A 12987-nucleotide genomic window follows, 5' to 3' on the forward strand; every position below is an offset into this window, starting at 1 on the left:
GCGGCACGCCGGGGACGTTGCTCCAGGTCATGGACAAAGGCTGGCAGTTCTTCCCAAGAAAGTGCCGCGTGATGTTTATTCTGTGCGCGCTTTTTCGAGCGTGGTAACACCAGTTGCAGATGGTCAACACAGCGCGCCGGGTTGCTGCCCGTGCGGTAACCTAACACCGTTTCCGCATCGAGAATCGCCTTGATGCGGCAGCAAACGCGGCGCGCTGTCTCCGCCTTCTTCGTCCTGATCGGGGAGAATCCGCACGATCATCGCCGTGTCGATATCACGCACGCGGACCTCGCCAATCACCGGACACGCGTATGTCTCGACGCTACGCGATGCGTCGTACGGCTGAGCGCGACGATCGCCTCGGGCGTGCATTTCATGCAAAAGGCAAAACCCGTTAAGGGTTGAAGCATTCATCCGCGCAGGAATCCGAGTGGAGAAATCGCAAGCATGCGCAGCAATGGAGCAACACGCTCAAGCTTCAGAGCCGAACTGGCGGGCGCGACACTAAGCGTGTACCGGTTCTGGCGAGACCTCGGGTACGCGATTGGCGCACTTTCAGCAGGCGTCATCGCGGATCGCTTTGGTTTTGCCTACGCCATTCTGGCAATCGCCGTGGTCACCTTCATCTCTGGCGCTATCGTCGCGATTGCCATGCGCGACTGTCGTTGATCATTTCCCTGGTGACTCGTACGCACCGATAGTGCGTCTCATGCGTGGAGTTATAGTGGCAGACAAAACTCGAAGGTTGCCCTGATGAAGCCCCGCATTCCGCCACCAATCGTGATGCTGGCCGCGGCCGCCCTCATGTGGGCACTGCACCGCTGGCTCCCGCTCACTCACTGGATCGTCCCGCCGTGGAACCGATTCGGTAGCCTCCCGGCTGTGGCCGGACTCGCCACTGCGGCGGCAGCCATCGTCCGTTTTCGGAAGGTGCGAACGACCACCGATCCGATGGACCCGGGCAAGGCCTCGCGTCTTGTAACGGACGGGGTATTTCGCATTAGCCGCAATCCGATGTACCTGGGATTGGAGTTGCTCCTGATCGGCTGGGCGGTCTGGCTAGGAAGCGCGAGTCCATGGCTTGTTCCCCCGCTGTTCGCAATCGTCATCACGGTCGTCCAGATCATTCCCGAGGAACGCGCGCTAAGGCAACGTTTCGGAGATCAGTACCGCTCTTACCAACGACGCGTAGCACGATGGATCGGCCGCCGGCGGTGATGCCAACGAGGAGATCCTCGACAACCGCGGCGCACGAAATTCTGCGGTAGCATCAGCTCTCTTCCGGCCCCCGCGTGACGAACGGATCTCCATGAAGGTGCTTATTGTCGAAGACGATTCCGCGATCGCCGCAAACCTCTACGACTATCTTGAGGGCAGCGGCTATGAGGTTGATGTTGCTCCCAGTGGCAACGCGGGGCTGCAAATGGCGCTCGCCGGCTCATGGGACGCCATCCTGCTCGATCTGTCGGCCGGGCATGGACGGACTCACGCTCTGTCGCAGGCTGCGTGAGGAGGCGGGGCGGGACACACCGGTGCTGATGCTGACCGCGAGGGACGCGCTTGACGACAAGCTCGAGGGTTTCGCGCACGGCGCCGATGATTATCTGGTCAAGCCGTTCTCCCTAAAGGAAGTTGATGCACGTCTTGGCGCCCTCATCAAGCGCTACCGAGGCCGGGTCGCCACCATGGATCTCCGGTTTGCAGACGTGCGGCTCGACCTGTCGAGGATGACCGTCGAACGCGCCGGGCGTCCGGTCAAGCTTCCCCCCAAGTGTCTTCAGCTACTGCGTGTCCTGATGCAGTCGCCCCACCGCACGTTCAGTCGCACCGAGCTCGAGTCCGAAGTCTGGGGCGAGGAACTGCCCGACAGCGACACGCTGCGCACGCACATTTACACCCTGCGCCGCGCACTTGGTGAGCCGGGCGAGGCCAGTCTTGTCGAGACCATCCATGGTGTCGGCTACCGACTCATGGCGAACGGTCATGATGCGAAATAGCCTGCGCTTCAAGGTCGCGCTTTTCTTCTCGGTGCTGACCATTGCGCTGTTGCTCGCCCAGGCACTGGGCGTGCGAACACTCGCCGAGGCACAGGAAGAAAGGCTGATTGCGGCGCTCATTGGCGACGACATGGCGAGCGTGCTCAAAAGCTACGAAGCCAATCCGTCCTTGCTGCCACCTTTCGATATCCGGGTGAATGGCTATGTATCGGGCGCGGACCACCGGACAATAGCCCTGCCCGCCACGGTCAGGGACCTGTCTTTCGGCACGCACGAGATCATCATCGACGGACGGGAGATTCACGTCGCTATAGCGCGGCTCGGCACGGCACGCCTGTACCGGATCTACAACTTCAGCATTTACGAACAGCATTTCAAGGAGGTCATCAATGCCCTGATGGCGGGCACGGGCGTCTTCGCGCTCCTCACGATCTGGCTGTCCTTCGGGCTGTCGGGCCTGCTGGTGCGGCAGGTGGCGGGCCTCGCGCGGCAGGTGAAGACGTTTCGGCCCGGAGAATCGGCACCGATCCAGCCCGGGAAGTATGACGAGACAGAACTCGTCGGACTCGTGGAGGCTTTCAACGACTACCACCGGCGCATGGCCGACATGATCGAACGCGAGAAGGAGTTCACGGGCAATGTCAGCCACGAGCTGCGCACGCCGCTCACGACGATCAAGACGAGCTGCGAACTGCTTGAGCAGGATACGGCAATCAGCGGGAAGTCGCGCGCGCGGCTCTATCAGATTGAGCGTGCGGCCGACAATATGCGCGAACTCGTCAACGCGCTGCTCATGCTCGCCAGGGAGGATTCGACGCGCAGTGTCGAGCCGGTGGCGATCGCGAACATGATCGAAACCGCGCTGGCACCTTTCGCCGACCGGCTCGCGCAAAAGGGACTCGATACTGTCATCGACGTGGGCCGTGAACTTTCCGTAATGGCGAACCGGTCAGCGCTTGCGATCGTGCTATCCAACCTTATTGAGAACGCCGTACGGTACACCGACCGCGGACATCTTCAGTTTCGCTATGTCAACGACTGGCTGTACATCGAGGACACGGGGCCGGGTATTCCAGCACATGCACTTCCGCACGTCTTTGACCGGTTCTACCAGGCAGGATCGCCACGCACCCCGACCCCTGGCGTCGGGATCGGCCTGTCGATCGTCAAGAAGCTTTGCAACCGCTACGGGTGGTCAATAGAGATCAGCAGCGAGCCTGGCCGGGGTACCTGCATGTCGCTTCGCCTGCCGGCTGCGAACCGGACCTGAGCAGACTCCAAGGGAACCGGATGGTTTACCGAAGAAACCTTCGTAAGCCATCGCATAGCATGGACTCATGGGCTGTGCCGTGCGTTTGCGCAACGGATACCCGCCCGCCTTGTGAAGAAGTCGGCGATGAAATCGCTCTTCGCTGCGCTCTTTGCCGCATCCTCTGCCATTTTCCCCAAGCACTCATTTGCCCAGCAAACACGCCCCCCGGGCATTGGCCGGGGGCGCCTTCTTGACGAAAACTTCACAATCAGTGGCGTAGCATCCGCCCCGGAAGCTGCCCGGGTGGGCGGCAGAACGTCCAATGGAATGCCAGAATGCGCCTCGCGTCATTGATTGCCTTCGTTGCCTTCGCCGGGGTGGCAGGCTGTACGACCTACCGCCCCGAGCCGATCGCCGCCGCCCAGCTTGCCCAGGAATTCGAGCAGCGCTCGCTGGCGAGCGAGGAGTTTCGTGCCTACGTGGTGCGCGCGACAGGCCGCGACTTCGCGCCCTGGCCACCTGCCCGCTGGAACCGCGAGTTGCTCACCCTGGCGGCCTTCTACTACAGCCCCGCGCTCGACCTTGCCCGTGCCCAATGGGGCACGGCCAAAGCCGGTATCGACGTCGCCAACTCGATTCCCAATCCTGTCCTGCAGTTGCCGTTCCAGTACAACACGCCGAACCCGGGGCCAGGAGCGCCCTTCACCTGGGGGCCTTCGCTCGATATCCCGATCGAGACCGCGCACAAGCGCGGCTACCGCGTCGACCAGGCATCGCACCTGTCGGAAGCGGCGCGCCTTGCCATCGGTAACGAGGCCTGGAAAGTTCGCGCGCAGGTCCGCGATGCGCTGCTTGCGCTGTACGCGGCGCGCGAGCGCAGCGCGTTCCTGTCCCGCAAGGCCGGCGCCGCGCAGCAGATCGTCCAGATGGTCACGAAGCGTCGGGCGGTGGGCGAAAACTCGGGACCGGACGTCAATGCGGCGGTCCTCGCAGCCACGCAGGCCGAGGCCGATCTGGCTGCATCCCGCAGCGCGGAGCAGGACGCACGGGCACAGCTCGCAGCGGCGATCGGCGTGCCGGTTGCCGCTCTCAATGGCATCGAGTTCGATCCCGGCGGGTTCGGCACGGTGCCCCCTGCGCCGCCGGCGGCCGACGCACAGCGCGACGCGATCCTGCATCGCGCGGACCTGCTTGCGTCGCTCGCCGACTACGCTGCAGCGGAGTCGGCACTGCAGCTCGAGGTGGCGAAGCAGTATCCGGACATCCATCTCGGCCCCGGCTACACGTACGACACGGGCACGCACAAGATCGGATTTGGACTCGCCGGCATCACGCTGCCCATCTTCGACCAGAACCAGGGCGGCACCGCGCAGGCCGAGGCGAAGCGCAGGGAGGCCGCCGCACGCACGACAGCACTGCAGGACACGATCCTGGGTGATCTGGATCATGCACTCGCGCGTTACCGCGCCGGTCTCGACGCGGTGCAGCTTTCGGCGCGCCACCTCGCAACCGCACGGCGTCAGCTCGACAGTCAGGCGGCAGGCTTCGCCGCAGGCAACACGGACCGCCTGACCTTCACGCAGGCGAGCGCCGACTATGAAGCAAATGCGATCGCACACCTGGACGCAGTGGTGGCCGCGCAACAGGCGGCCGGTGCGCTTGAAGATGCCATGCAACGGCCCCTTGCCTCCGGTGCGGCCAATGAATCCCTGACCCAACAGGAATCCCGATGAAATACCGGTTGCTCCTCCTCTCCACCGTCACGATCGCACTGGCGGCCGGCGCGGGCTGGTACATCTATCAGACGCTCTACCCGAACCCGTCGGCATCGCCAGCGACTGCACAGACGGCGCCTCAGCCTGCGGTACAGACGGTCAATGGCGAAACCGTGGTCGTCCTCGCCCCCGAGGTGCAGCGCGCAAGCCACATCGAGGTCTCGCCACTCGCCGCAACGGCCGTCCGGCCGGCGCGCAGCGCCTATGCGACGGTCATCGACCTGCAGCCGCTCCTTGACCTGCGCGGCCGGCTGGCTGCTGCACGGGCTGATCTTGACACCATGACGGCGCAGGCCGGCAACTCGCATGTGCAGTACGAGCGCAGCCGCGTGCTGTTCGAGGATGACCGCAACGTCTCCCAGAAAAGCCTCCAGGATGCGCGCGCAGCCATGCAGGGCGATCAGGCGAAGTTGCAGTCGGCCACAGCCACGGTCAGCGGGCTCACCGCGACGATGCGCCAGCAGTTTGGCGACGCACTCACCGACGCCGCGACGACGCCGGCTTCCGGACTGTTCCAGCGCCTGCTGTCGGGACGGGGCGCCGTGCTGCGCGTGACGCTGCCTGCGGACGACCGCGACCCCGCGCCTGCGCGCATCACCATCAATGCGCCGGGCGGCGAGGCAGTGCCAACGCAGAAGCTCTCTGCCTCGCCCCTTGCCGATCCATCCGTGCAGGGCAACCCCTGGTTCTACGCCGCCGACCGTGCGCTGCCGGTCGGCACCCATACCAGCGTCGACCTGCCATCAGCGGATCCGGTCACGTCGGCGCTCGCCATTCCGGAGCGCGCCGTCATCTGGTACGGCGGCGAGGCGTGGGCCTACGTGCAGACCGCCCCCGATCGCTTCACGCGACGCTATGTGGCCGCTGGCAACGAGAGCGATCAGGGCTTCATCGTGACCACCGGGTTTCATGCCGGCGACCGGATCGTGACGCAGGGCGCCCAGCTGCTGCTCTCCGAGGAACTGAAGCCGCAGGGTATCGCGACGGCCTGCAAGGATCCGCCCGAGTGCGACGACTGAGCCGTCCTCCCGCTGCGCACTACACGAACCCGCGACTGCCCATGCTCAATGCAATCATCCGGTTTTCGCTGCGTTTTCGCGGCGTCATCTACGCGCTGGCCGTCATCACGGCTGGCTACGGTCTTTTTACGCTGACGCGCGCCAGGCTCGACGTGTTCCCGGAGTTCGCCCCGCCGATGAGCATCGTCCAGACCGAAGCCCCGGGCCTGACCAGCGAACAGGTCGAGACGCTCGTGACCCAGCCGCTCGAGAATGGCCTCGGCGGCGTGGTCGGGCTGCAGTCGATGCGCTCGAGGTCGATGCAGGGGCTGTCCGCCATCACGCTGGTATTCGACGCGCACGCGAACGTGATGCAGATCCGGCAGCTGGTCTCCGAGCGGGTCAATGCGCTCGCGGCAACGCTGCCGGCCGGCGTCATGCCGCCGCGACTCCTTCCGCTCACGACCACGACCAGTGTCGTGCGCACCATTGGCCTCACGTCGAAGACGCGCTCGCTGATGGACCTCTACGACGTCGCGCAGTGGACCGTCAGGCCGCAGCTGCTGAGCGTACCAGGCGTGGCGGATGTGATCGTGTTCGGTGGCGACACGCGGCAGCTGCAGATCCAGGTGGACCCCGCGAAGCTAATGCGTTACGGGCTCTCGATCCAGGACGTGATTGCTGCGGCACGTGTGTCCACGGGCGTGCGGGGTGCCGGATTCATCGAGAACGACAACCAGCGTATCGCCGTCAACGCCGACGGCCAGATCACCACACCGGAGAAGCTCGCCGGTATCGTGCTGCACTGGAGCAACGGCGCAGCCGTCCGTCTGGGGGACGTCGCAACCGTCGACTGGGGCAGCGCGCCCGCGGTGGGCGCGGCCTCGGTGATGGGCCAGCCGGGCGTGATGCTGGTGCTCGAAAGCCAGTACGGCACGAACACGCTCGCGGTCACAAAAGACATCGAGAAGACGCTTGGCGCGCTCAGGCCAGTCCTCGCGAAGCAGGGAGTCGACGTCAACGCGAACGTGTTCCGGCCGGGCAGTTTCATTGAAGCATCGGTCGGCCACCTACGCACGGCTCTGCTCGTGGGCGCGGTGCTGGTGGTCGCGGTGCTGTTCCTGTTCCTGCTCAATGTGCGCACCGCGGTCATCTCCGCCGTCGCGATCCCGCTGTCGCTGCTCATCGCCATCATCGTCCTGACGGCATTCGGGGTGAGCCTGAACACGATGACGCTCGGTGGCCTCGCGATCGCGCTCGGCGAAGTGGTCGACGACGCGATCATCGATGTCGAAAACATCTACCGGCGGCTGCGGCAGAACCGGAAACTGCCGGCACCGCTGCCCGCGTTTCGCGTCGTGCTGCGCGCCTCGCTCGAGGTACGCAGTGCCGTGGTGTTCGCCACCTTCATCGTGATGCTGATCTTCCTGCCAGTGCTCACCCTCTCGGGCGTGGCCGGCAAGCTGTTCGCCCCGCTCGGCATCGCGTACATCCTCGCCGTGCTGGCCTCGCTCGGCGTTGCGCTCACGCTCACGCCCGCGATGGCGCTTGCACTGCTGGCAAAGGGCCCTTTGCCCGAGCACGAGCCGCGACTGATTGCGCGCCTCAAGATACGGTACATCGCGCTGCTGATGAAGATTGAGCAGCGTGTGAAGACGGTCATGATCGCGGTCGCACTGATGTGCGCCGCGGCACTGGCGGCGCTGCCGTTCATGAGCGGCAACTTTATTCCTGAGCTGCGCGAGGGACACTACATCGCGCACATGGGCCTCACGCCTGGTACGTCGCTCGCCGAATCGATGCGCATTGGCACCCCGGTGTCGCAGGCGCTGATGCAGGTGCCCGGCGTGCGCCTCGTCGCGCAACGCGCGGGCCGCGCCAATGAAGTCGTCGACCCGGCCGGCGTGCAGCTCTCCGAGTTCGAGGTCGATCTGGAACCGATGAGCGCGTCCGGTCAAAGCTGGACGCTCTATCGCATCCAGCAGGCGCTCGCGCGCTTTCCTGGACTGACCACCTCGGTCAACACGTTTCTGGTCGAGCGTATCGACGAGACGATTTCGGGCGTCACGGCTCCGGTGGTTGTCAACGTATTCGGCGACAACCTCGACGTGATCGACCGCAAGGCGCAGGAGATTGCGCGCCTTCTCGGGACGATCCGCGGTGCAGCGAGCGTGCGGGTGGAATCGCCCCCGGGCATTCCGGAACTGGAAGTGAAGCTCAAGCCTGACCAGTTGAGCCACTGGGGCTTCAGGCCGGTAGAGGTGCTCGACGCGATCCAGGCGGCGTACCAGGGCACGACGGTCTCCCAGATCTACCAGGGCAGCCGCACCTATGACGTCACGGTTGTGCTGGCCCCCGCCGCGCGTGGCACGCTGGCCGGCATCGGCGCGCTGATGCTGCGCAACCCGGACGGCCTTGCCGTCCCGTTGCGCCAACTTGCGACGATCAGCCAGGTCCCCGGCCGCTACCAGATCACCCACGACGGCGGGCGGCGCATGCAGACGGTGTCCGTCAATCTCGGCAGCCGCACGGTGAGCGACTTCGTGAAAGAGGCCGAGGCGCGCGTGAGTCGCGAAATCGTCATGCCGCAAGGAACGTACGCCGTGTTCGCTGGCGAAAGCGAAGCGCGTGCGCAGTCGCAGCGCGACCTGTTTGCGTACGGCGCCATGTCACTCGTCGGCATCGCGCTGCTGCTGTTCCTTGCCATGAAAAGCCGCCGGGGCGTGCTGCTGGTGATGGCCAACCTGCCGTTCGCGCTGGTGGGGGGCGTACTGAGCGTGGCGCTGACGGGCGGCAACCTGTCGCTGGGCGGCATGGTGGGCTTCGTGACGCTCTTTGGCATCTCGCTGCGCAATTCGATCATGCTGATCAGCCACTATGAGCATCTCGTGCACGTCGACGGTCTGGCGTGGGGGCCGGACACGGCCGTGCGCGGTGCATCGGAGCGGCTAGTGCCCATCCTGATGACCGCGCTCGTGACCGCCCTGGCGCTGCTACCACTTGCGGTGACGAGCGGCGCGGCGGGCAACGAGATCGAGGGGCCGATGGCGATCGTGATCCTAGGCGGCCTCATCACGTCGACAGCACTCAACCTCATCGTGCTGCCCACGCTCGCGCTGCGTTATGGACGCTTCGAGCGTGATGTGCTGGCCGAACCCGGCCCTGCGGCCACGTGAGTCGCAACGGAGGTAGCCCGTGACCGGACAGCAGGCGATGACAACACTCCCCGACGGCCTGAAATCGCCCGAGGTGACCGTGCGCAGGCAGCGTGGCGACTTCAACCGGATCAGGCGCCGCACCAGCCGCAGCCTTGCCGACATCGTGCGCGCCAATGTGTTCACGCGCTTCAACGCGCTGCTCGGTTCGCTGTGCGCCGTGGTGCTCATCGCCGGACCGTGGCAGGACGCGCTGTTCGGTGGCGTGCTCGTCGCGAACTCGCTCATCGGCATCGTTCAGGAATGGCGTGCGAAGCGCACGCTCGATCGTCTCGCACTGCTGCACCAGCCACGCGCGCGCGTACGCCGCGACGGGCAGACGATCGAGATCGACGTCGCCGACATCGTGAAAGACGATCTGATCGGGGTCGAGCGCGGCGAACACATCGTGGTCGACGGGGTCGTTGTTGCTTCGTCCGGGCTGCAGGTCGACGAGTCGCTGCTCACCGGCGAATCCGAACCCCAGGACAAGACGTGCGGGATGCCGTTGCTGTCTGGCAGCTTTGTCGTCGCGGGACAGGGCTGGTATCGGGCAACGGCAGTCGGACAGCAGGCCTGGGTGCACCGGCTCGCGACACAGGCACGACGTTTCGAGCCTTCGCGTTCGGAGCTCGCGGCCGGCATCAACCGTATCCTGCGTTACATCGGGTGGGCCATCGCACCGCTGTCGGTGCTGCTCGTGGCGACCCAGTTGCTTCGACAAATGTCCCTGGCCGAGGCACTGCTGTTTTCCGCAGGCGGGGTCGTCGGCATGGTGCCGGAAGGACTCGTGCTGCTCACGAGCGTTGCACTCGCGGTCGGTGCGATGCGGCTCGCGCGGCGCGGCACACTGATGCAGGAGCTGCCGGCCATCGAGACGCTCGCGCGCGTCGACGTGGTGTGTATCGACAAGACGGGAACCCTGACACAGGGCGAGCCGGTTCTCGAACGGATCGAAGTGCTTGCCGGCGTGAGGGACGCGCACGATGCGCTCGCGGCGCTGGCACTTGGCGAACCCGCGCCGAACGCGACACTGCGCGCCATCGCACTAAACTGCACGGCGCCGCCGGGATGGCATGCTACGAACACCGTGCCATTTTCCTCTGCCCGAAAGTGGGCGGGCGCATCGTTCGGCGAACACGGCGTCTGGGTGCTTGGCGCGCCCGATGTCGTACTCGCAGGCACCGCGATGGCCGACGACCTGCGCAGCACCGTCTCCCGCCACGTACGCGAAGGTCGCAGGGTGCTGCTGCTCGCCCGTTCAGACCTGCCGCTCGCTGATGACACGTTGCCGGGCACGCTGACGCCAGTCGCGCTGGTGCTGCTCGCGGAGCGCATCCGCGACGATGCGCCCGGCACCGTGGCCTGGTTCACCGCTCAGGGCGTGTCGCTGAAGGTGATCTCAGGCGATCACCCGGAGACGGTAGCCGAAGTTGCACGACGCGTTGGCATGACGTCCGCACAGGCGGGCGTCGATGCGCGCACGCTCCCCGACGGCGCGGACCTGTCCGGCGAACTGATGGAGCGGGAGTGCGTGTTCGGCCGCGTCTCTCCACAACAGAAGGCGGCAATGGTGGCCGCGTTGCGCAGCCGCGGCCATGTGGTCGCGATGGTTGGCGACGGCGTTAATGACCTGCTTGCGCTCAAGGAAGCCGACATCGGTATCGCCATGGGCGGGGGCAGCAGCGCCGCGGCGGCCGTTGCCCAAGCTGTGCTGACCGACAACCGCTTCGCGAGCCTGCCCGCGATCGTGAACGAAGGCCGCCGGGTCATCGGCAACATCGAGCGCGTGGCCAACCTGTTCGTGACGAAAACGGTCTATGCGATGCTGCTCGCTTTCGCAGTGGGCATCGCCGATCTCGCCTTTCCGTTTCTGCCTCGCCATCTGACGCTGGTCGGTTCGCTGACCATTGGCATCCCGGCCTTCTTCCTGTCGCTCGAGGCCAGCGCCGAGCGCGCAAAAAGCGGCTTTGTCGAGCGCGTGCTGCGCTTCACGGTGCCCGCCGGCGTGCTGGCTGCCATCGCAACGTTTGCGGCTTACGCGATCTCGCTCAGCTATCTGCACGGCACGCTCGATCAGGCCCGCACTGCGGCGACGGTAACGCTATGCGCCATTGCCCTGTGGATTCTCGCCCGGCTCGCACGCCCCCTGAACACCTCGCGGCTCGCAATGGTCGCCGGGATGGCTGCCGCGTTCGCTGTCATCGTCGTCGTTGCCCAGTTGCGGACCTTCTTTGCGATCGATGTGCTACCGGTGCGGATATGGCTGGGCGCGGCCGGCATCGCAATCCTGGCCTGTGCGGGCATGCACGCGCTCACGCCCCGATCCCGCGTGGGTGAACGTCCACCGCCGCGCGGCGATACGGCGCCCGCCGGGCCGTTCCTGCCCGCGTTGCTGTCCCTGTGGCGGCGGCACGTCATTTCCGTCACGGCGACCCTGATGCTGCTCGCCGGCAGCACGTGGCTCTTCCTCGGCGTGCTGGAAGACGTGATTTCGCGGGATCCGCTCCTGCAGGCCGACCTGATAGTCTGGCGCGTGCTGCAGGACCTCCGGCCGTCGTGGCCCGACAGCGTGATGACCGGGCTGTCCGAGCTGGGCGACGCCGCGGTGGTGGTCCCCGTCGTGCTGGTCGTGCTCGCCTGGCTGATCTGGCATCGGCTCTGGCGTACCGCGCTTTACTGGCTCGCCGCGGTGGGTGGTGCAGAGGTCATCGTCAAGCTGCTCAAGCTCGTGCTGCAACGCGCACGGCCGAATCCGTTTGCTGCAGGCATCGAGAGCTTCTCGTTTCCAAGCGCTCACGCGACGCTGGCCATGGTCGCTTACGGGTTCCTCGCGTTTCTCCTTTGCGAAGGCCAGCGGCATCGGACGCGTGTCGCGATTCTCCTCACCGCAACGATCGCCGTGACGCTGATCGCGGTCTCACGTCTCTATCTGGGCGTGCACTGGGTGTCGGACGTCGTCGCGGGCCTGAGCCTGGGCCTCGCCTGGATCGCGGTGCTGGCCATCGCGTACTCGCTCCAGAAAAATCAGCCCATCGCGTCGAAGCGCCTCACGAGGACTGTCGTAATCACGCTGCTGGCAGGCGCCACACTGCACATCGTCCGGCAGCTCAACGCGGACGTGGCGCTCTACGCACCGGCTCGCCATGTCGGGCGGATGACGGCCGCGCAATGGCGCTCGGACGGGTGGCGTACGCTGCCCGCGGGGCGGGTCGCGGTGGTAGGCCGGATCGACGAGCCGTTCAACGTTCAGTGGGCAGGCTCCTCCGCGGCGATCGGGAGCGCCCTGGAGGCTGCCGGCTGGCAGCCGGCGCGCAGTGGACCGCCCTGGCTACCGTGGGCAGCGCCCGGTGCGGTTGCCCTCAGGTTCCATGACGGCGCTTCGCCGGCGATGACATTCGTCAAGAGGGACGCGGCGTTGCCGGACGAGCTGACGGTGCTGCGGCTATGGCTGGGCGGCTACGACGTTGAACGGCCGGGCGATCGCGGCAATGTTCCCGTCTGGGTTGGCACGCTCACGCGCGAGCGTGAGGCAGCAGCCTGGTCATGGACGTTCTCCGTCCCGTCGGTCGACGACGATTTCACGTCACCGGCCAGCGCGTTTGGCCAACGTTTCCCCGGCGCGCGCAGCGTGACGCGCGACGACGCAGCAGGCGCGCTTTTCCGGCAGTGGGACGGACGCGTGTGGCTCGTATGCGCTGGCGCACCCGCGGGGAAGGCCGGCTCACGACCGACGGCGAACCCTGCGCCGGACCTCTGCGAGTAAGGAGA

The 12987-nt window shown here is 65.8% G+C and carries 6 protein-coding genes and 2 pseudogenes; all 8 read left to right on the plus strand.

Features of this window, described 5'->3' with window-relative positions:
• Window positions 1–469: 469 nt before the first annotated feature.
• Window positions 470–669: pseudogene (locus EVC45_RS35690) on the plus strand (MFS transporter); the annotation flags it as partial.
• An 84-nt stretch (window positions 670–753) separates the two neighbouring features.
• Window positions 754–1218, plus strand: a complete 465-nt coding sequence (locus EVC45_RS35695) for an isoprenylcysteine carboxylmethyltransferase family protein (RefSeq protein ID WP_129962845.1) — start codon at window positions 754–756, stop codon at window positions 1216–1218.
• A gap of 91 nt (window positions 1219–1309) precedes the next feature.
• Window positions 1310–1997: pseudogene (locus tag EVC45_RS35700) on the plus strand (response regulator transcription factor).
• On the plus strand, window positions 1987–3267 hold the full coding sequence (locus EVC45_RS35705) for a HAMP domain-containing sensor histidine kinase (RefSeq protein ID WP_129962877.1): 1281 nt from the start codon (window positions 1987–1989) through the stop codon (window positions 3265–3267). Before EVC45_RS35700 ends, EVC45_RS35705 begins: the two are co-directional and overlap by 11 nt.
• 317 nt (window positions 3268–3584) lie before the next feature.
• Window positions 3585–4982, plus strand: a complete 1398-nt coding sequence (locus EVC45_RS35710) for a TolC family protein (RefSeq protein WP_129962846.1) — start codon at window positions 3585–3587, stop codon at window positions 4980–4982.
• Window positions 4979–6043 carry an efflux RND transporter periplasmic adaptor subunit gene (locus EVC45_RS35715; RefSeq protein ID WP_129962847.1) on the plus strand — a complete coding sequence of 355 codons (1065 nt, stop codon included), beginning with the start codon at window positions 4979–4981 and terminating at the stop codon, window positions 6041–6043. The genes EVC45_RS35710 and EVC45_RS35715 overlap by 4 nt, the downstream gene beginning before the upstream one ends.
• A gap of 41 nt (window positions 6044–6084) precedes the next feature.
• Window positions 6085–9198, plus strand: a complete 3114-nt coding sequence (locus EVC45_RS35720) for an efflux RND transporter permease subunit (protein ID WP_129962848.1) — start codon at window positions 6085–6087, stop codon at window positions 9196–9198.
• Between the two features lie 37 nt (window positions 9199–9235).
• The gene (locus EVC45_RS35725) at window positions 9236–12982 is read left to right on the plus strand and encodes an HAD-IC family P-type ATPase (RefSeq protein ID WP_129962849.1); all 3747 of its coding nucleotides are present in this window, start codon (window positions 9236–9238) and stop codon (window positions 12980–12982) included.
• Window positions 12983–12987: the final 5 nt, after the last annotated feature.

The organism is Paraburkholderia sp. UYCP14C, from assembly GCF_004197395.1.
GTDB lineage: Bacteria > Pseudomonadota > Gammaproteobacteria > Burkholderiales > Burkholderiaceae > Paraburkholderia.

Coding starts and splice junctions, on each gene's coding strand:
- EVC45_RS35695 (WP_129962845.1), top strand. CDS start 754: ATGAAGCCCCGCATTCCGCCACCAATCGTGATGCTGGCCGCGGCCGCC.
- EVC45_RS35715 (WP_129962847.1), top strand. CDS start 4,979: ATGAAATACCGGTTGCTCCTCCTCTCCACCGTCACGATCGCACTGGCG.
- EVC45_RS35705 (WP_129962877.1), top strand. CDS start 1,987: ATGCGAAATAGCCTGCGCTTCAAGGTCGCGCTTTTCTTCTCGGTGCTG.
- EVC45_RS35720 (WP_129962848.1), top strand. CDS start 6,085: ATGCTCAATGCAATCATCCGGTTTTCGCTGCGTTTTCGCGGCGTCATC.
- EVC45_RS35725 (WP_129962849.1), top strand. CDS start 9,236: ATGACAACACTCCCCGACGGCCTGAAATCGCCCGAGGTGACCGTGCGC.
- EVC45_RS35710 (WP_129962846.1), top strand. CDS start 3,585: ATGCGCCTCGCGTCATTGATTGCCTTCGTTGCCTTCGCCGGGGTGGCA.